Origin of the sequence: Spirillospora sp. NPDC029432 (assembly GCF_040703975.1) — a bacterium.
GTDB lineage: Bacteria > Actinomycetota > Actinomycetes > Streptosporangiales > Streptosporangiaceae > Spirillospora.
Map to the genome: position 1 here is coordinate 39,657 of NZ_JBEZWH010000017.1, position 18,711 is coordinate 58,367.

The 18,711-nt window shown below is 73.6% G+C and carries 19 protein-coding genes; 14 read left to right on the forward strand and 5 right to left on the reverse strand.

The window, feature by feature from the left end; all coding sequences use genetic code 11:
* Positions 1 to 81 precede the first annotated feature (81 nt).
* The 3 genes from AB0881_RS16255 to AB0881_RS16265 all read left to right on the forward strand — a co-directional run bounded on the left by AB0881_RS16255 (position 82) and on the right by AB0881_RS16265 (position 3,198).
* On the forward strand, positions 82 to 762 hold the full coding sequence (locus tag AB0881_RS16255; protein ID WP_366617699.1) for a response regulator transcription factor: 681 nt from the start codon (positions 82 to 84) through the stop codon (positions 760 to 762).
* Positions 763 to 2,232 (forward strand): HAMP domain-containing sensor histidine kinase, encoded by a 1,470-nt coding sequence (locus AB0881_RS16260; RefSeq protein WP_366617700.1) that lies wholly within the window; start codon positions 763 to 765, stop codon positions 2,230 to 2,232.
* Positions 2,233 to 2,361: 129 nt separating this feature from the next.
* Positions 2,362 to 3,198, forward strand: a complete 837-nt coding sequence (locus AB0881_RS16265; protein ID WP_366617701.1) for an NAD(P)-dependent oxidoreductase — start codon at positions 2,362 to 2,364, stop codon at positions 3,196 to 3,198.
* A 21-nt stretch (positions 3,199 to 3,219) separates the two neighbouring features.
* Here the strand turns inward: AB0881_RS16265 and AB0881_RS16270 are convergent, their stop codons facing one another.
* A complete protein-coding gene (locus AB0881_RS16270) occupies positions 3,220 to 3,975 on the reverse strand; it encodes a class III extradiol ring-cleavage dioxygenase (RefSeq protein ID WP_366617702.1) in 756 nt (251 codons plus the stop codon).
* Between the two features lie 72 nt (positions 3,976 to 4,047).
* Between AB0881_RS16270 and AB0881_RS16275 the strand changes: the two genes are divergently transcribed.
* From AB0881_RS16275 to AB0881_RS16300, 6 genes are all read left to right on the forward strand, one after another.
* Positions 4,048 to 4,539, forward strand: coding sequence for a MarR family transcriptional regulator (locus AB0881_RS16275; RefSeq protein WP_366617703.1), 492 nt, complete (start codon positions 4,048 to 4,050; stop codon positions 4,537 to 4,539).
* Between the two features lie 203 nt (positions 4,540 to 4,742).
* Complete coding sequence (locus AB0881_RS16280) at positions 4,743 to 6,776, forward strand: hypothetical protein (protein ID WP_366617704.1); 2,034 nt, start codon at positions 4,743 to 4,745, stop codon at positions 6,774 to 6,776.
* A gap of 174 nt (positions 6,777 to 6,950) precedes the next feature.
* Entirely contained in the window at positions 6,951 to 7,292 is a 342-nt protein-coding gene (locus AB0881_RS16285; protein ID WP_366617705.1) for a hypothetical protein, read from the forward strand.
* A 130-nt stretch (positions 7,293 to 7,422) separates the two neighbouring features.
* The gene (locus AB0881_RS16290) at positions 7,423 to 8,244 is read left to right on the forward strand and encodes a methyltransferase domain-containing protein (RefSeq protein WP_366617706.1); all 822 of its coding nucleotides are present in this window, start codon (positions 7,423 to 7,425) and stop codon (positions 8,242 to 8,244) included.
* Positions 8,220 to 9,185, forward strand: a complete 966-nt coding sequence (locus AB0881_RS16295) for a saccharopine dehydrogenase NADP-binding domain-containing protein (RefSeq protein ID WP_366617707.1) — start codon at positions 8,220 to 8,222, stop codon at positions 9,183 to 9,185. The genes AB0881_RS16290 and AB0881_RS16295 overlap by 25 nt, the downstream gene beginning before the upstream one ends.
* Positions 9,185 to 9,787 (forward strand): helix-turn-helix domain-containing protein, encoded by a 603-nt coding sequence (locus AB0881_RS16300; RefSeq protein ID WP_366617708.1) that lies wholly within the window; start codon positions 9,185 to 9,187, stop codon positions 9,785 to 9,787. The genes AB0881_RS16295 and AB0881_RS16300 overlap by 1 nt, the downstream gene beginning before the upstream one ends.
* On the opposite strand, the gene trpS is transcribed toward AB0881_RS16300, so the two are convergent.
* Positions 9,777 to 10,745, reverse strand: coding sequence for a tryptophan--tRNA ligase (trpS, locus tag AB0881_RS16305; protein WP_366617709.1), 969 nt, complete (start codon positions 10,743 to 10,745; stop codon positions 9,777 to 9,779). The two genes, AB0881_RS16300 and trpS, sit on opposite strands and share 11 nt — an antisense overlap.
* Positions 10,746 to 10,979: 234 nt before the next feature.
* Between trpS and AB0881_RS16310 the strand changes: the two genes are divergently transcribed.
* The 3 genes from AB0881_RS16310 to AB0881_RS16320 all read left to right on the forward strand — a co-directional run bounded on the left by AB0881_RS16310 (position 10,980) and on the right by AB0881_RS16320 (position 13,554).
* The gene (locus AB0881_RS16310; RefSeq protein ID WP_366617710.1) at positions 10,980 to 11,468 is read left to right on the forward strand and encodes a MarR family winged helix-turn-helix transcriptional regulator; all 489 of its coding nucleotides are present in this window, start codon (positions 10,980 to 10,982) and stop codon (positions 11,466 to 11,468) included.
* 83 nt (positions 11,469 to 11,551) lie between these two features.
* Positions 11,552 to 13,054, forward strand: coding sequence for an MFS transporter (locus AB0881_RS16315; protein ID WP_366617711.1), 1,503 nt, complete (start codon positions 11,552 to 11,554; stop codon positions 13,052 to 13,054).
* A 29-nt stretch (positions 13,055 to 13,083) separates the two neighbouring features.
* Entirely contained in the window at positions 13,084 to 13,554 is a 471-nt protein-coding gene (locus AB0881_RS16320) for a TIGR03618 family F420-dependent PPOX class oxidoreductase (protein ID WP_366617712.1), read from the forward strand.
* On the opposite strand, the gene AB0881_RS16325 is transcribed toward AB0881_RS16320, so the two are convergent.
* From AB0881_RS16325 to AB0881_RS16335, 3 genes are all read right to left on the reverse strand, one after another.
* Entirely contained in the window at positions 13,487 to 14,749 is a 1,263-nt protein-coding gene (locus AB0881_RS16325; protein ID WP_366617713.1) for an MFS transporter, read from the reverse strand. The genes AB0881_RS16320 and AB0881_RS16325 overlap by 68 nt on opposite strands.
* 159 nt (positions 14,750 to 14,908) lie before the next feature.
* Positions 14,909 to 15,832 carry a M56 family metallopeptidase gene (locus AB0881_RS16330; RefSeq protein ID WP_366617714.1) on the reverse strand — a complete coding sequence of 308 codons (924 nt, stop codon included), beginning with the start codon at positions 15,830 to 15,832 and terminating at the stop codon, positions 14,909 to 14,911.
* Complete coding sequence (locus AB0881_RS16335; protein WP_366617715.1) at positions 15,829 to 16,215, reverse strand: BlaI/MecI/CopY family transcriptional regulator; 387 nt, start codon at positions 16,213 to 16,215, stop codon at positions 15,829 to 15,831. The genes AB0881_RS16330 and AB0881_RS16335 overlap by 4 nt, the downstream gene beginning before the upstream one ends.
* A 230-nt stretch (positions 16,216 to 16,445) precedes the next feature.
* On the opposite strand from AB0881_RS16335, the gene AB0881_RS16340 reads away from it, so the two are divergent.
* Both AB0881_RS16340 and AB0881_RS16345 read left to right on the forward strand, forming a co-directional pair.
* Complete coding sequence (locus tag AB0881_RS16340) at positions 16,446 to 17,792, forward strand: cytochrome ubiquinol oxidase subunit I (RefSeq protein ID WP_366617716.1); 1,347 nt, start codon at positions 16,446 to 16,448, stop codon at positions 17,790 to 17,792.
* Positions 17,789 to 18,685, forward strand: a complete 897-nt coding sequence (locus tag AB0881_RS16345; RefSeq protein WP_366617717.1) for a cytochrome d ubiquinol oxidase subunit II — start codon at positions 17,789 to 17,791, stop codon at positions 18,683 to 18,685. The genes AB0881_RS16340 and AB0881_RS16345 overlap by 4 nt, the downstream gene beginning before the upstream one ends.
* The last annotated feature ends 26 nt before the right edge of the window (positions 18,686 to 18,711 follow it).

Below are 18,711 nucleotides of genomic sequence, written 5' to 3' on the forward strand. Positions count from 1 at the left end.
CACCACAGTGCCGGAGGATCCTGAGGCGGACCTGAAGTCACCTGAAGTCTTCTTCAGGTGCGGTTTGGCAGGCTGGGGGCCATGCGCCTGCTGATCGTCGAGGACGAGAGACGCCTGGCCGCGTCGCTGGCCGGCGGCCTGGCCGCCGAGGGGTTCGCGGTCGAGGTCGCGCACGACGGCCTCACCGGGCTGCGGCGCGCGCTGGACCACCCGTTCGACCTCGTCGTGCTGGACATCATGCTGCCCGGGATGAACGGCTACCGGGTGTGCGCCGAGCTGCGCGCGGCCGGGGTGGAGACGCCGATCCTGATGCTGACCGCCAAGGACGGCGAGTACGACGAGGCCGAGGGCCTCGACACCGGCGCGGACGACTACCTGACCAAGCCGTTCTCGTACGTGGTGCTGCTGGCCAGGATCCGGGCGCTGCTGCGGCGGCGGGAGCGGGCCGGCGGCGCGCCGGCGATCACGGTGGGCGATCTGACCGTCGACCCGGCGTCCCGGCGGGCGCTGCGCGGGGACGTGGAGGTCGAGCTGACCGCCAAGGAGTTCGCGGTGCTGGAGCATCTGGCGCTGAACGCGGGGCAGGTGGTGTCCAAGACGCAGATCATGGAGCACGTCTGGGACTTCGCGTACGACGGCGACCCCAACATCGTCGAGGTGTACGTGAGCGCGCTGCGCCGCAAGCTGGACGCCCCGTTCGGGCGGCGCTCCATTCAGACGGTGCGGGGCGCCGGCTACCGGCTGGACGCGGGAGGGGGCTGAGTGCGCTCCGTACGGGCCAGGACGACCCTCGGCGCGACGGCGGTCGTCGCGGGCGCGCTCGTCGCGATCGGGCTGGCCGTGGTGCTGCTGCTGCGCTCCAACCTGGCCGGGCAGACCGACCTCCAGGCCGAGGTGACGGCGCGCGAGATCGCGGCACAGATCGCGGGCGGCACCCCGCCCGCGCGGCTGGACCTGCCGGACGCCGACGAGCATCCGGTGCGGGTCGTGGACGCGGCGGGCCGCGTCCGGGCGGCCGACGAGGACCTGCGGTCGGTCGGCGGCTTCACCCAGCGGCCCGCCCCGCGAGGCGCGGCCCCCGGGGACGAGGAGTCCGAGGGCGACGACGATGACGACGACGGCGTGCCGCCGCCGAGCGGGCAGGTGTCCACGGACGCGGAGTTCGTGACGGGGACGGCGACGGTCGAGGAGCGGCGCGGCGACTACCGGTTCGCGATCGTGCGGGCGTCCACGCCGGACGGCGAGACGTTCGACGTGTACGCGGGCACGAGCCTGGCCACGACGCGGCAGGCCGTCGGGACCGTGGTGCGGGCGATGCTGGTCGGCCTGCCGGTGCTGCTGGTCGTCGTCGCGGGCGTGACGTGGCTGGTCACTCGGCGGGCGCTGCGGCCGGTGGAGGCGATCCGGGCGGAGCTTGAGGCGATCACCTCGTCCGGGGACCTGACGCGGCGCGTGCCGGTGCCCGGCTCGCGGGACGAGGTCGCCGGCCTCGCGGCGACGACGAACGCGACGCTGGCGGCGCTGGAGGAGTCGGTGGCGCGGCAGCGCGGGTTCGTCGCCGACGCCTCGCACGAGCTGCGCAGCCCGATCGCCTCGCTGCGCACGCAGCTGGAGGTCGCGGCCGCGCATCCCGAGCTGCTGGACCTGGACGGGGCCGTGGACGACGTCGTGCGGCTGCAGCATCTGGCCGCCGATCTGCTGCTGCTGGCCAGGCTGGACGCGGGCGACCGGCCGTCCGGGGCGGCCCCGGTCGAGCTGGCCGATCTCGTCCGGGACGAGACGGCGCGGCGCGAGGCGGCGGCGGGCGGCGACGGCGCCGGCAATGTGACGTTCCGTACAAATGTGGACGCGTCACCACTTGTCGCCGGGCCGCGCGGGCGGATCGAACGCGTGCTGGGCAACCTTCTGGACAATGCGCGGCGGCATGCAGACACTGTTGTTCTCGTCACACTCCGCGAACGCGGCGGTGAAGCGGTCCTGACCGTGGCGGACGACGGTCCGGGGGTCCCGGCCGCCGAACGGGAGCGGATCTTCGAGCGTTTCGTCCGGCTCGACGACGCCCGCGCGCGCGACGAGGGCGGTGCCGGCCTGGGCCTGGCCATCGCCCGTGACCTGGTGAAGGCGCAAGGCGGTACGCTCGCGGTGGGTGAGGCCCCTCTAGGGGGAGCGCTGTTCGAGGTACGGCTGCCCGTCCGCGGGGCCCCGAATTCCCGGCGGACCGAAAATACGTGACCGTCCGTGCTCCATTGGAATCCACGGGTGGATGGCGGAACACTGGTCCCGGTGTGACCTGGGGCGGGAGTCTGCCTAAGCTGCCACCGGGACGACCACAATGGTGCGGAAATCGTGGAGGTACCCCCCTTGAAGATTCTCGTCGCCGGCGCGACCGGTGTCGTGGGACGCCGGCTGGTCCCGATGCTCGTCCAGGCGGGCCACGAGGTCGCCGGCACCACCCGCCGCGCGGAGCGCGCCGGGTCGCTGGCCGATCTGGGCGCCGCGCCCGTCGTCGTCGACGTCCTGGACGCCGAGGCGGTGCGCGAGGCGGTGCTGGCCGAGCGCCCCGACGCGATCATCCACCAGCTCACCGACCTCGCCGACGAGGACTTCGACGCCAACTCGCACCTGCGGATCGTCGGCACCCGCAACCTGGTGAAGGCGGCCCGCGAGGCGGGCGTCGAGCGGATGATCGCGCAGAGCATCGCCTGGCTGTACGTGCCCGGCGAGAGCCCCGCGGTGGAGAACGACCCGCTCGACCCGGCGCTGCCGCCGTCCAAGGGCGTGCTCGCGCTGGAGGAGTCGGTCGCGACGATGCCGCACGGCGTCGTGCTGCGCTATGGAGCGCTCTACGGCCCGGACACCTGGTACGCCCCGGACGGCGCGATCGCGCAGCGGGTGCGCGCCGGGAACCTGCGGCCCTCGCCCGCGTGGACGTCGTTCGTGCACGCCGACGACGCGGCGGCCGCGGCGCTGGCGGCGCTGGAGTGGCCGGCCGGCGCGGTCAACATCGTCGACGACGAGCCCGCGACCACCGCCGACTGGCTGCCGGTCTACAGCGCGGCGCTGGGCGCGCCCCTGCCGGGCACGGCGCGGCACGCCGCCGCGACCGGCCGCCCGGTCTCCAACGCCAAGGCCCTCAGCCTCGGCTGGAAGCCGACCGTGCCGTCGTGGCGGACCGGCTTCGCCGACATGGAATCCTGAACGGCCTCCCGAGCGGGATGTTCAGGAGAACTGGAACGACCGCTTCGACAGGCCGTACCAGTAGCCGTCGATGACCGAGCGGCGCTCGCCCTCCCCGGCGGCGCCCAGCGCCACGAACAGCGGCGCGAAGTGCTCGGTGCGCGGGTGCGCGATGCGCGCGGCGGGCGCCTTGGCGCGGAAGTCCAGCAGCGCGTCGGTGTCCCTGGAGCGGACGGCGCGGTCGGTCCAGTCGTCGAACTCCGCGGACCAGGCCGGCGGCGGCGCGTCCGGTCCCGGCCGCATCTCGCGCAGGTTGTGGGTGGTGAAGCCGCTGCCGACGACGAGCACGCCCTGGTCGCGCAGCGGGGCCAGCCGGCGTCCCAGCTCGTACAGCCGGGCGGGGTCCAGGGTGGGCATCGACATCTGCAGGACCGGGACGTCGGCGTCCGGGTACATCTCCACGAGCGGCACGTACGCGCCGTGGTCGAGGCCGCGCTCCGCGTCCTGGTGCAGTCCCGGGACGAGCCCGCGCAGGTCGGCGGCCAGTTCGGGCGCGCCGGGCGCCTCGTACCGGATCTCGTAGTAGCGCCGGTCGAAGCCCCAGAAGTCGTAGACGAGCGGCACGGTGCGGGTCGCGCCGATGCTGACCGGCGCCTCCTCCCAGTGCGCCGACACCATCAGGACGGCCTCCGGCCTGGGAAGTTCCGCCGACCAGCGGGCCAGCTCCGCGGTCCACTCGGCGTCGTCGGCCAGCGGCGGGGCGCCGTGGCTGAGGTAGAGCACGGGCATCCGGCTCATCGGGGCCTCCAATAGTTGAACTCTCAACTGACAATCATACTTGAGCATTCAAATATTGACTAGACTGGCTCCATGAGCGAGCCCCGCTGGCTGGACGAGGACGAGCAGCAGACCTGGCGCGCGTTCCTGTGGACCTCCAGGCTGCTGAACGAGGCCCTGGACCGGCAGCTCCAGCGCGACTCGGGCATGCCACACACGTACTACGTGATCCTGGCGATGCTGTCGGAGGCCCCCGGCCGCGCGATGACGATGACCGCGCTGGCCGCCGAGGTCCGCTCGTCCCCCAGCCGCCTCTCGCACGCGGTCGCCCGGCTGGAGGAGTTCGGCTGGGTCCGCCGGATCAAGCCGCCCGAGGACCGCCGCACCACGATCGCGGAGCTGACCGACAAGGGCTTCGACGTGCTGGCCGAGGCCGCCCCCGGGCACGTCGAGGAGGTCCGCCGCCACCTGTTCGACCCGCTCACCCGCGAGCAGGCGCTCCAGCTCCGCGAGACCCTCCGCACCCTGCTCGGCAACCTCGACCCCGACGGCCGCACGCCCGACATCTTCGGGCCGTCCTCCTGACCGGACGGCGGCCTCGCGCGGCGCCTCCGGACAGGCGGCCGCCGGCTTCCCGGCCGCTCTAGGATTGCCTTCCCCCGAAGCCAGGAGAACCGGAAGGTCCCGCACCCTGTCCCGCTTCCGGCTCCTGGCCGTCATCGCCGCCGTCACGCTCATCGACCTGGTCATGATCGCTCCGGCGCGCCGCCTGAACACGAAGGGACGACATGAGCGCCGTGGACTTCGGCCTGTTCGCAGAACGGCTCGCCGCCGCCCGGGACACCGCGTCCAGGTGGCGGCTGCTGCGCGAGTTCCAGCGCGAGTGGGGGTACCGGGAGCCGTCCGGCGCGCCCGTCCGGCGGCGCGATCAGGAGGACCCCCACCGGGCCGCCATGCGTGAGCTGTTCGAGGAGGACGAACGGCGGGACGCGCCGCCGCCCGTCCCGCGCGCGCTCGCCGAATGGTGGGAGCTGCCGTTCAACTCGTTCACGCACACGCCGACGCTCTACTACACCCACCCGGTCTGGCCGCCCGAGGCGTGGCCCGATCCGTCCGGCGGGAACGACGGGCTCCCCGAGGGCCATCCGCTCGTGCCGCCCGGCGGCGACCGGCGGGTGTGCGTGTTCAAGGGCGAGTACCAGTGGTGCAACGCCTGGGGCTACCTCGCCGCCGAGGCCGGGCTGGACGATCCGCGCGTCCTGGGCCACACGGAGGACGGCTGGATCGAGCAGAGCCGCTCGATCTCGGAGTTCTTCCTGCACCTGGCCGTCGAGCGGCTGCCCCTCGTCCTCGGCTGGACGCTCTACTGCACCGTGGACGACCCCGGGCTCGGGGAGCGGGTCGCCGCCGCGTACCCGGAGATGGGCCTGCTCCCCTGGCACGAGCTGGAGACCGAGCGGGTCGCGTACGGGGCGCCCGACGCGATCGTCTACCGCGACCGGGTGGAGATGCCGGAGTTCGACGTGATCGTCGCGGGCCGTACCCGGGAGGCGGTCGCGGCCGTCGCCCGCACGCTGGGCCTGGACGGATCCGGGATCCGGCCGCCGTCCGCCGACTACGAGCAGTGGGGCGAGCCGCCGGCCGCGTCGTTCCGCGCGGGCGACGGCGATCCCGGGGGCCGCTGGCGGGTCCGCGAGGTACGGCCCCCGGCGGCCGCGGAGCCGTCGCCCTACGAACCGGCCGAGCACAGCGCCCCCGTGACCGCCGTCGCCCACGTCGAACGCGAGGACGGCGGCGCGGTCGTGGTGAGCGGCGACGCGGACGGCGGCGTCCTCCTGTACGCGCCGGGGCATCCCGCGCCGCCGCCGGACGAGCCGTTCCGCATCGGCCGCGGCGGCGTCACCGCCCTCGCCATCGCCGTCCTGGACGGCGGCCCGGCGGTGGCGATCGCCGGCTCGGGCGGCCAGACGATCCTCTGGGACCTGCGCTCGCAGATCACCACCGATCTCAAGCTGGGCGCGGGCATCACCGGGCTGGCGCTGGAGGGCACCGACCTGCTGGTGACCACCGCCGACGCCGTCGCCGTCCTCGAACTCGACCCGTCCCGCGTGTGGCCGCGCCGCGAACTCATGGGGCGCATCCTGGACGCCGACTGGAGCGACGCGCCGTCCCTCGGATCCGCCCTGGAGGGGGCCGCGAGCGCCGAGGACGGCGTCGCCCGGAACGAGACCAACGGCCTGTTCAACACGCTCACCCTCAGCGGCGCGCCGGGCGAGGGCCCCACGGCCGCCGCCGTCCCGTTCGTCGTCGAGCTGGCCCGCGACACCACCCATCCGCACCGGGCGCGCCTGGTCGAGCTGCTGGGCCGCGTCGCCCGCGGGCCGCACGCCGCGGCCCGTACCGCCGTGGCCGCCGACGTCCCCGCCGAGCTGCTGGACGACGCGGACGCCGCCGTGCGGGCCATGACCGCGTACCTGCTGGCCGCGTTCCCCGACCGCGAGGACCTGGGCCGCACCCTCGCGGCCAGGGCCGCCGCCGAGACCGACCCCCGCGCGGCCGCCTCGGCGGCCCTGGCCCTCGCCGAGTTCGCCGCCACCGAACCGCTCGCCCGGCTGGCCCGCGCCGAGGCCCGCGAGGTCCGGGTCGCCGCGATGATCGGCCTCCTCCGCACCGGCGGCCCGCGGCCCGCCGGCGACGCCCTCCGCGAGATCGAGGACGAGATCGAGGCGGACGAGTCCGCCCTCGACGGCCTGCCCTGGTGGTCGCACCTCGGACGCGCGAGGGCCCTAGCCCGCGAGCTGGACGAGCCAGGGAGCCGCTGACCGTCCTCGGCCCTGGACCCGCCACGTCAACGTCCTAGCGCACGAGTAATCCGTCCTCCGCCAGGAGTACGGAACCTCCACCCCCAGGCGGTTACGCAACGCATGCACACAACCTCAGAATGTGACTTACCCCTGGCGGCACGGGCCGCCGGGAACACCACGAAGGGGACCACCATGCGACGCTCATCCACCATCCGCCGCCTCGCCGCAGTCGCGGCGGCGACCGCCCTCACGGCCGGCGCCGCCACCACGGCCGCGCAGGCCACGACGGACCCGCCGCCCGGCCAGGGCGGCCACGACTTCGCCTACGCGGGCGTCATCATCTGGGCCGAGCCGCGCGCCGGCTCCACCCAGACCGGCCGCGGCTACCCCGGCCAGGGCTGGCGGACCGACCGCGTCGAGCAGCACGCCGAGTACCAGTGCCAGACCCACTCCACCGACTGGTGGCACTACGGCCGCAACCTCAGGACCGGCGTCGTCGGCTGGGTCCCCGGCTGCAACCTCATCCAACTCTGACCCCTCACGGACCGGGGCCCGCAACCCGGTCCACCCCGCGCCTCCGGGTACTTGACGGACGGCCCTCGCAACCCCCACCATGAACATACGTTCATGAACACGTGTTCATGGTGAATGGAAGGGGTCGGGTGTGGGAGTCGATCAGGGGCAGGCGGAGGCGTGGAACGGGTATGAGGGGCGGCACTGGGCCGAGCACTACGAGCGGTACGACGCCGTCAACGGCGGGTTCAACGGGTACGTGCTCGATGGGGCGGGCATCGGGGAACGGGACCGGGTGCTCGACATCGGGTGCGGGAACGGGCAGCTGACGCGGCTCGCGGCGGGGCGCGGGCAGGAGGCGGTGGGGGTCGACCTCTCGGGGCCGATGCTGGCGCGGGCGCGGGAGCGGGCCGGGGCGGAGAACGTCTCCAACGTGGCCTTCGAGCAGGGGGACGTGCAGGTCCACCCGTTCCGGGAGGGCGAGTTCGATGTGGCGATCAGCCGGTTCGGGGTGATGTTCTTCGCGGATCCGGTGGAGGCGTTCGGCAACGTCCACAGGGCGCTCGGGCCGGGCGGGCGGCTGAGCTTCGTCTGCATGACCCGGCTCGACGGCACGGATCTGGGTTCGGTCTTCGAGGCGATGGCGGAGTTCCTGCCGATGCCCACCGGGCCCGACGGGACCGGGCCCACCTCGCTCGCCGATCCGGACCGCACCGCGCGGATACTCGGCGAGGCGGGATTCCGCGACGTCGAGTGCGCTCACGTCGAGGCCGACCAGGTGTGGGGACGGGATCTCGACGACGCGGCGGCGTTCCTCGCCGACTGGGGGCCGGTCCACTACCACCTCGGGCTCGTCGGCCCGGAGCAGGCGGCCAAGGCGCGGGCGGCGCTGGTGGACGGGCTGCGGCCGTTCGCCGGGGAGCGCGGCGTGCGGGCGAGGGGGACGGCGTGGCTGGTCACCGCACGGCGCTGAAGCGGGTCGTGATCTTCGGGGGGTACGGGGCGGTCGGCCGGGAGGCCGCCGGGGTGCTCCGGCGACGCGTTCCGGAGGTGGTCGTGGCCGGGCGGGATCTCGCGAAGGCGCGGGGCGTGCCGGGGGCCGTCCCGATGCGGGTCGATCTGCGCGGCGATCTGGACGAGGCCCTCGCGGGCGCGGACGCCGTGGTGATGTGCGTCGACCAGGGGAACGCGCGGGTGGCGCGGGCGTGCTTCGAGCGCGGCGTCCACTACGTCGACGTCACGGCGTCGTACGGGATCGTCCGCGAGATCGAGGCGCTGGACGCCGGGGACGCGACCGGCGTGCTGAGCGTGGGGCTGGCGCCCGGCGTGACGAACCTGCTGGCGCGGCTGTGCGGCGGGAGCGGGGTCGACATCGGGGTGCTGCTCGGTTCCGGGGAGCGGCACGGGGCCGCGGCGGTCGAGTGGACGCTGGACGCGCTGGCCGAGGTCGGGCCGGCGTGGACGATGCTTTTCCCGGAGCCGTGCGGGCGGCGGGTCGTGCGCGGGTTCCCGTTCCCCGACCAGCACACGCTGCCGCGCACGGCGGGCTTCGAGCGGGTGCGGACGGGGCTGTGCCTCGATTCGCGGGCGCTGACCGGGCTGCTCGCCGGGCCCGTGTCGCGGCTGGTACGGCGGCCCCGCGGGCGCGCGCTCGTGCTGGGTGCGCTGACCAGGGTGCATGTCGGGGGCGAGGGGTTCGCGGTGGCGGCCGCGTCGGAGCGGGGGTGGGCCTCGTTCTCGGGGCGGCGGCAGAGCCGGGCGTCGGGGCTGGCGGCGGCGCTGGCCGTGCGGGAGCTGGAGGGGATGCCGCCGGGCGTCCACCATCTCGACCAGGTGGTGGAGCCGGAGCGGTTCCTGCGCGAGATGGCCTCGTACGGGTTCGGGTTCGCGTCCGGCGAATACGATGCGGGGTGATGTCACCGAGACGAGCCGCGGTGCTGCGGGACGGCGGGGAACGCAGCCTGCGCGAGCACCTGATCGCCACCGCCGAACGCATGATCTCCGAGCGCGGGACGGCGGGCCTGACCGTACGCGCGATCGCGCGGGAGGCCGGGGTCGCCGACGGGGTGCTGTACAACCACTTCGCCGACAAGGAGGAGCTGCTGGGCCACGCGCTGCGGGCGCACGTGCGCACGGTGGAACGGGGCCTGAGCACGCTGCCCGACCCGGGCGCCGGCAGCCTGGCGGGCAATCTGGCGGCGTACATCCGGTACGGGCTGGCGATGCACCGGGCGATCCTGCCGGCGATGGCGGGGCTCATCGGCAGCCCGGAAGTCCTCGCCCGGTTCGCGGAGGCGCACGAGCCGGGCGAGAACTGGCGGGACCGGCTCCTGCGCTACCTGGAGGCGGAGCGGGAGCTGGGCCGGATCGCGGCGGGGGCGAGGGTGGAGGCCGCCGCCTCGATGATCGTCGGGGTGTGCCACGAGGCCGTCCTCGCGCTGCTGTTCGGCGAGCCGGTTCCCGAGCCCGACGTGGACGGCCTCGTCGCCACCCTGCTGGACGGCCTCAACCCATAGCCATCGCGGCGCGGACCTCCGCGAGCGTACGGTCGGCGACCTCGTTGGCGCGCTCGTTGCCGCGTTCCAGGACGCGGCGCAGCTCGCCCCGGTCGAGTTCGGCGCGGCGGGCGCGGATGGGGCGCAGGAACTCGTTCACCGACTCGGTGACGACCTTCTTGAGCGCGGCGGCGCCGCCGGAGCCGACGTCGGCGGCCACCGCGTGCGGGTCGCGGCCCTGGCAGAGCGCCGCGATCCGCACCAGGTTGGACACCTCGGGACGGGTCTCGGGCTCGTAGGTGATGTGCCGGTCGGCGTCCGTCCTGGCGCGCTTGATCAGCCGGGCGACCTCGTCCGGGCCGGCGGAGAGGGGGATGGCGTTGCCGCGGCTCTTGCTCATCTTCCGGCCGTCGGTGCCGAGGACGAGCGGCGCGTCCGAGAGCAGGGCGTCCGGTACGGGGAAGACGGGCCCGTACCGCTCGTTGAAGCGGCGCGCGATCAGCCGGGTGATCTCCTGGTGCGGCAGCTGGTCGCGGCCGACGGGGACGAGGTCGGCCTTGCAGAAGAGGATGTCGGCCGCCTGGTGGACGGGGTAGGTGAACATCAGCCCGCTGACCGTCGCCTGCCCGGAGGCGCTGATCTCGTCCTTCACGGTGGGGTTGCGGCGCAGCTCGCCGACCGAGACGAGCGACAGGAACGGCAGCATGAGCTGGTTGAGGGCGGGCACCGCGGAGTGCCGGAAGATCGTCGCGCCGGCGGGGTCGATGCCAACCGACAGGTGGTCGGCGACGAGGCCCTCGACGTGCTCGGGGAGGCGGTCGGCGACGTCCCGGTCGGTGAGGACCTGGTAGTCGGCGACCAGGACGAACAGGTCGGCGCCCTCTTCCTGGAGTCGGACGCGGTTGGCGAGCGTGCCGAAGTAGTGCCCCAGGTGCAGGGGTCCGGTGGGCCGGTCGCCGGTGAGGATCGTGCTGGGCATGGTGCTCTCCTGGTCGGTGCGGAGGGCGCCCGTCCAGGCGATGCCGTGCAACGAGAAAGGCCGCCCGGATGGACGGCCCTGGTGGTCCGCGGGATGGATGGCCGTCCTAGGACGGCCACCAGCCGAGGCACGCGTGTCGCTGCATGCCGTTCAGGATACCGAACGGCGCGGGGCGGCCGAGAAAGGGAAAGCGATAGATAATCCGCTAACTGACGAAAGTTGTAGGCTGGCGGCATGGCCACCGAGACCCCCACCCGCACCGAGCCGGACCTGTCCTTCCTGCTCGACCACACCAGCCGCGTCCTGCGCACCCGGATGAGCGCGGCGCTCGCCGAGATCGGGCTGACCGCGCGCATGCACTGCGTGCTGGAGCACGCACTGGAAGAGGAGCGCACCCAGATCCAGCTCGCCGAGATCGGCGACATGGACAAGACGACCATGGTGGTGACCGTGGACGCGCTGGAGGAGGCCGGGTACGCCGAGCGCCGCCCGTCCAGCAGGGACCGCCGCGCGCGGATCATCGCGGTGACCGAGTCCGGTGCCGAGATCGCGGCACGGAGCACGCGGATCGTCGACCGGGTGCACGAGGAGGTGCTCGGGGCGCTGCCGGAGGACGAGCGCGCGGTGTTCGTGCGGGCGCTGAACCGGCTGGCCGGCGGGCTGCTGGCGGAGCCGGTGGAGTCCCCGACGCCCGTCCGGCGGGCCCGCCAGCGCAGCCGCTGAATAACTGAATCCGCGATAGATAGTCTGCAACAAAACTATCTGCTACTGTCTCTCCCGTTGCCACTGAACGCACGGGAGCGACCATGTCTTCGCCTGCACCCACCCCTTCCACCCCTTCCACCTCACCCACCCCGTCCGCCCCACCCGCACGCTCGCGCTGGCTCGCGCTGGGCGTCCTCGCCACCGGGACCCTGATGGTCATCCTGGACGGCAGCATCGTCACCGTGGCGATGCCCGCCATCCAGCAGGACCTGGGGTTCTCCCCCGCCGGCCTCACCTGGGTCGTCAACGCCTACCTGATCGCGTTCGGCAGCCTGCTGCTGCTCGCCGGCCGGCTCGGCGACCTGCTCGGCCGCAAGCGGATGTTCGTCGCCGGGACGGCGGTCTTCACGCTGGCCTCGCTGCTGGCGGGGGCCGCCGCGAACCCCGCCATGCTGATCGCCGCCCGGTTCCTCCAGGGGATCGGCAGCGCGATGTCGTCCGCGGTCGCCCTCGGCATCCTGGTCACCCTGTTCACCGACCCGCGCGAGCGGGCCCGGGCCATCGCGATCTTCGCGTTCACCGGATCCGCCGGGGCCTCGATCGGCCAGGTGCTCGGCGGCGTCCTCACCGACCTGCTGAGCTGGAACTGGATCTTCATCATCAACCTGCCGATCGGGCTGGTGTCGGTGGCGGTCGCGCTGCCCGTGCTGCCGTCCGCGAAGGGGCTCGGCCTCCGGGCCGGGGCGGACGTCGCCGGCGCGCTGCTGGTCACCGCCGGCCTGATGCTCGGCATCTACACGGTCGTCAAGGTCGAGGAGCACGGCTGGACGTCCGCGCACACGCTCGGCCTGGGCGCGGTCGCGATCGCGCTGCTCGCCGGGTTCTTCGCCCGCCAGGCCACCGCCCGCACCCCGCTGATGCCGCTGCGGGTGCTGCGGTCGCGCAGCGTCGCGGGCGCCAACCTGGTGCAGATGCTCATGGTCGCCGCGCTGTTCTCGTTCCAGATCATCGTGGCCCTCTACATGCAGAAGGTGCTCGGGTACGGCGCGCTCCAGACCGGCCTGGCGATGCTCCCGGCCGCGGTCGTCATCGGGACGGTGTCGCTCGGCGTCTCCGCCCGGCTCATCGGACGCTTCGGCGAGCGCGCCGTGCTGCTGACCGGGCTGACGCTGCTCACCGCCCTGCTCCTGCTCCTCACCCGCGTCCCGGAGAACGCGGGCTACGCCACCGACGTGCTGCCGCTGATGTTCCTGGCCGCCGGCTTCGGCCTCGCGCTGCCCGCCCTGACCGCGCTGGGCATGTCGGGCGCCCGCGAGGACGACGCCGGGCTCGCCTCCGGGCTCTTCAACACCACCCAGCAGGTCGGGATGGCGCTGGGCGTCGCGCTGCTGTCCACGCTGGCGGCGTCCCGTACGCAGGGCCTGCTGGGCGACGGCCGTACCGAGGCCGCGGCACTGACCGGCGGCTACCACCTGGCGTTCGCAGTCGGCGCCGGGCTGCTGGCGGCGGCGTTCGCCATCGCGCTCCTCGTCCTGCGCCGCCCGGCCCGGCCCGCAACCGCCGCTCCCGCCGAGCGGACCCCCGCCCCGACCGTTTCCGCCTGAATCCGACCTGAACCCGTAGGAGAACGACGATGCCGAACGACCGGCCCGGCCCCGAGATCCTGACCGACGAGGAGGTGTCCGCCTTCCTGGACGAGAACCTCTTCGCGGCGCTCGCCACGGTCAAGCGCAGCGGCCACCCGCACCTGTCCACGGTCATCTACAAGTGGGACCCCGCCGAGCGGATCGTGCGCGTCTCGTCCACCAAGGACCGGCTCAAGGTGCGCCAGCTGCGCAACGACCCGCACGCCGCGCTCTACGTGACCTCCCGCGACCACACGAGGTACGCGGTGGTCGAGGGCACCGTCGAGCTGCTGGAGACCACCGAGCCCGGGGACGCGGCCGGGCGCGAGCTGCTGGCCATGGGCCTGGGGCTACCCGAGGCCGAGCAGGAGGAGGCGTTCCGCAAGCAGGTCGAGGAGGGCCGCGTCGTGATCAGGCTCCGGGCGGAACGCCTGTACGGGATGGGCCTGGATCTGCCTCCGGAGATGAGGGAGCTGTAGCGGGCCCCGCCCCGCCTCGCGCCGCGGCACCGGTGTCCACCGGCCGCGGCGCGAAGCCGTTCGCGAGCGCGATGACGACCACGACCAGCACCGCCGGGACGAGGAAGACCGGCCGCATACCGGCCGGCGCGAGCACCCCGGCGATCGCCGCGCCCAGCACGAAGCCCACGTAGTTGAAGACGTTCAGCCGCGCCACCGCGACGCCCAGCCCGGTCGGGTCGACCCGGCCGGCCGCCGAGAACGCCACCGGCGCGACGACGCTGAGGCCGAGCCCGGCGACCGCGAACGCGGCGATCGCGGCGGCGGCGTTCGGCGCGGCCACCACGCCGATCATGCCGGCCAGGCCGACGATCCCGCCGAGCCGGACGACGAGCGCGCCGCCGTACCGGCGGACGCCCAGGTCGGCCGCGGCCCGGCTGACGACCATGGCGATCTGGTACGCCACGTACCCGAGCGGCGCCGCGAAGTCGCTCGCGTGCAGCTCGTCCTCCAGGAGCTTGGCGCTGTAGCTGGAGACGACGGAGTCGGCGAGGTAGAAGACGCCCATCGCGGTGCCGACGATCAGCACCGGCCGCCAGGGGACGCGCTTGGCGGCGGCCTTGAGCTCCTCGGCGCTGGGGCCCGTTCCCTCCTCGTCCTTGCGGAAGAGCCGCGGGCCGGTGGCCAGCGAGACGATCACGCCGAGCGCGGCGGGCGCCGCGAAGCCGGGGAGCAGGCCGAGGTCGAGCCTGTTCGCGAGGGCCACCCACAGGCCGCCGAGGATCCCGGCGACGCTCCACACCGCGTAGAAGCCGGTCAGCAGGCTCATCCCGTAGCGGCGCTCGGCGGCGACGGCCTGCGCGTTCATCCCGGCGTCCACGGCCCCGACGGACACCCCGAAGAGCGCGACCGCGACGTACAGGGGGACGAGGTTCCCGCCGGTCAGGCCGACGAGCGTCATCGCGGCGCACACGCCGGGCTGCGCGACCCGCAGGACGGGCCCGCTGCCGAAGCGGGCGAACAGCGACCCGGCCACCACGCTGCCGACCCCGGCGATCACCGGGACGATCAGCAGCACCAGCGCGAGCGCGCCGTCGCTGAGGCGGTGGGCGTCCTGCACCTGCGGTACGCGCGTCACGAGCGAGGCGAAGCACAGCCCCTGGACCGCGAACGCGGCGTACACCGAGAACCGTGCCCTGCGGTTCCGTACGGTCATCGGCACAGCGCCCTCCTCAGGTGGCCGGCGTGGAGGGCACTCTACGGCAGAACGCAAAACTTATTCACGTTCGGCCGGGACAAATTCCCCCGGAAACACGAAACGCCTGGGCCCGTCAGGCGGCCCAGGCGTCGACTCCGTACAAGAGCGGCGGTACGGCTAGTGCGGCAGCGCGTACAGCAGCAGCGGCACCCCGGCGATGACGGGGACCGCGACCATGGCGGCGAACCGGGCGGACCGCCCGACCGGCTCCGGCTCCAGCAGCCGGTTGACCCGGGCCATGATCGGGATGTGGCCGGCGTTCGGGCCCGCGTTGGCGACGCCGAGCGTGCCGGACGGCGCGGCGGCCGGGCGGGCGGCGGCGAACCGCAGCAGCGCGGTGGCCAGCTCGCGCGGCGGCCGGTGCCGGCGGGCGCGGTCGTCGGCGGCCATCTCGATCAGCAGCTCGACCGCGTCCAGGCAGCGCCCCACCAGCCGGATCTGCGGGAACACCTGGCGCAGCGAGGCGAACGGCAGCAGCACCAGGTCGTGCCGCTCGCGCGCGTGCGCCCGCTCGTGCGCCAGCACCGCGGCCAGCTCGGCGGGGTCGAGCAGCGCGAGCGTCCCGGCGCTCACGACCACCTTGGACGAGCGGACCCCGGGGACGCAGTAGGCGGCGGCCCCGGGGTGATCGAGTACGAGCGTGCCTCTGGGCACGGCCGAGTCGCTGCGCGACACCAGCGCGAGCAGCGCGCGGTGGCGGCGCCGCGCCCGTACGACGCGGACGACCGCGTACCCGAGCATGGTCAGCAGCACGGCGGCCAGGCTGATCGCGGCCAGCAGCGCGGCGACGTGCGCGGTGCCGAGCCGGCCCGCCTGGTCGCCGAACAGGCCGGGCATGCCGCCCACGATGCCCTTCTGGTACGGCAGCAGCGCCAGCCCCAGCAGCGCCCCGATGGTGGCCACGCCCCAGCTGAGCCCGAGCGCCTGCCACAGGGCGATGCCGATCCGCGGCGCCCGCCACGTCCAGCGCGCCTTGGACAGCAGGTGGGCCCCGCCGATGGTCCCGATCGAGAGCAGCGCGAGCAGGGCGGTGCCGGTCATGCGGGTCGCTCCTTCACGGAGGTCAACTCACCGAGGGCTCTTGCGATGACGGCCGCCTCGTCTTCGGAGACCGACCGGACGAAGTGCACCAGGGCGGCGCCGCGGTCGCCGGTCTCGTCGAGCGCGCCCAGCATCAGCTCGGTGACGTACCGCTCGCGGCTGGCCACCGGGCGGTAGCGCCAGGCGCGGCCGTCGCGCTCGCGCTGGAGGAAGTCCTTCTTGGCGAGGCGGTCGAGGACGGTCATCACGGTGGTGTGCGCGAGGTCGCGGTCACCGGCCAGGGCGCGGCTGACGTCGCGCGCGGTCGCGGCGCCGCCACCGGCGTCCTCCCTTGCCCAGAGGACCTCCATGACCGTGCGTTCAAGCTCTCCCAGACCCTTCACGACGACCAGGATATGCGACTGAGAGGGACATCACCACGCCGGGTAGTACTACAACATCAAGTACTACAAGCCGTAGTACTACAGTCGGTCGTATGAGCACCGTCGCGCTCCTCGCCGACGCGGCCAATGGCGCCGCGTCTCCAGCCGACATCGTGAGCGCAGCGAACGATGTTCGGCTTGCACTTGCCGGGGGGTCTGGGGGGTCGTCCCCCCAGACCCCACAAGACTTCATGGCCGCACGCCAGCAGATGGCGTTCACCCTCGGTTTCCACATCATCCTGGCCTCGATCGGGATCGGGCTCCCGGCGATCACGCTGCTCGCCGAGTGGCGCTCGCTGCGCACCGGCGACGCCGTGTACGCCGAGCTGGCCCGCCGCTGGATGAAGGCCGCCGGCGTGCTGTTCGCCGTCGGCGCGGTGTCCGGCACCGTGCTCTCGTTCGAGATGGGCACGCTGTGGCCCGGCTTCATGGACAAGTACGGGCAGGTCTTCGGCGCCGCGTTCGCCCTGGAGGGCATCGCCTTCTTCATCGAGGCGATCTTCATGGGCGTCTACCTGTACGGCTGGGACCGGCTGTCGCCCCGCGCCCACTTCATCACCGGCATCCCGGTCGTGATCGCGGGCCTGCTGTCCGCCTCGTTCGTCGTCACCGTCAACTCCTGGATGAACCAGCCGCGCGGCTTCCGGCTGGAGAACGGCCAGGTCGTGGACGTCGACCCGCTGGCGGCGATGTTCAACCCGGCGACGCCCGTCCAGGCCGTCCACCTGATCCTGGCCTCGCTGATGGTCTGCGGCTTCACCGTCGCGTCCGTGTACGCCGTCGCCCTCCTGCGCGACCGCAAGGCGGGCCGCGTCGACCGCTACAACCGGCTCGGCTTCGCGATCCCGTTCTCCCTCGGCGCCGTCTGCGCCCCGCTCCAGGTCCTCGTCGGCGACTGGGCCGTCCGGTTCGTGCACGGCAACCAGCCGATCAAGTTCGCCGCGATGGAGGGGATCGAGCACACCGAGGCGGGCGTCCCGTTCCGCTTCGCGATCTTCGAGATCCCGAACGCGCTGTCGCTCATGACGAAGTACGACGCGCACGCCACGTTGCGCGGCCTGGACTCGTTCCCCGAGGACCTGCACCCGCCGGCCGAGGTCGTGAAGTTCTCGTTCGAGATCATGATCGCGCTCGGCATGGCGCTGCTGGCCCTGGCCGCCTGGTGGGCGCTCGCCTGGTGGCTGCGGCGCCGCGCCGCCGCCCGCACCGGCGAACTCGCGGGCCGCCGGCTCGACCTGCCGTGGAAGCCGTGGTTCCTGCGGCTGGCCGCGCTCGCCGGGATCGCCGCCGGGATCGCGATGGAGGCCGGCTGGACCACCACCGAGGTCGGCCGCCAGCCCTGGATCGTGTACGGCGTCATGCGCACCGAGGAGGCCGTCAACCCCAACCCCGGGCTGCGTTTCGGCCTCTACATCGTCCTGGTCGTGTACGCCGTCCTCGCCGTCGCCACCATCAGCGTCCTGCGCCGCATGCGCCGCCGCCCCGCCCCCGAGACGACCCCCGAATCCGCCCCCGAGCCCGCTGGAGCCCCCCGATGACCTACGGCGACGTCGCCCTCGGCCTCATCCTCCTCGGCCTGTCGGCCTACCTGCTGTTCGGCGGCGCCGACTTCGGCGCCGGCCTCTGGCACCTGATCTCCCGCAAGCGCTCCGAGAAGGAGATCATCGAGCACGCCATGGGGCCGCTCTGGGAGGCCAACCACGTCTGGCTGATCTTCGTGATGGTGATGACGTGGACCGCGTTCCCGCCGGTCTTCGCCGGCATCATGAGCGCCCACTGGGTCCCGCTCTCGCTCGCCGCGCTGGGCATCGTGGCGCGCGGCAGCACGTTCGTGTTCAGCAAGGCCGTCCCCGATCAGGGCTGGTACGCCTGGACGTTCGGCGTCTCCTCGGTCGTCACCCCGTACTGCCTCGGCGCCGTCGCCACCACGATCGCCACAGGCGAGGCGTCCTGGCTGAGCGCGCCCGGCGTGTACGGCGGCGTCCTGACCACCGTCCTCTGCGCGTACCTCGCCGCCGTCTACCTGATCTGGGACGCCCGGCGCCTCGGCGACGAGCTCCACTCGCTGCGCTTCCGCGGCTACGCCCTCGTCTCCGGCACCGCCGCCGGGCTGCTCGCCCTCCCCGGCGCCGCCACGCTGGGCGTCCACTCCCCGCTCATGCTGCTGTCGGCGGTCGCCGGGCTGGCGTCGCTCGCCCTCCTCGTCCGCCGCTCGTACCTGGCCGTACGCGCCACGGCGGCGCTCGCCGTGGTCGCCGTCCTCTGGGGCGCCGCGGGCCTGGCCGGGCTCGACCTGGACTCCACGGTCGCCCACGACGCCGTACTGGAGCTGGTCTTCATCGCCCTCGGCGCCGGAGCCCTGATCCTGGTGCCCTCGATGACCTGGCTCTACGTCCTCTTCCAGCGCGGCACCGCCCCGGAACCCGAATGAGGAGGCCGCGCGGGGCTTTGTCCCCT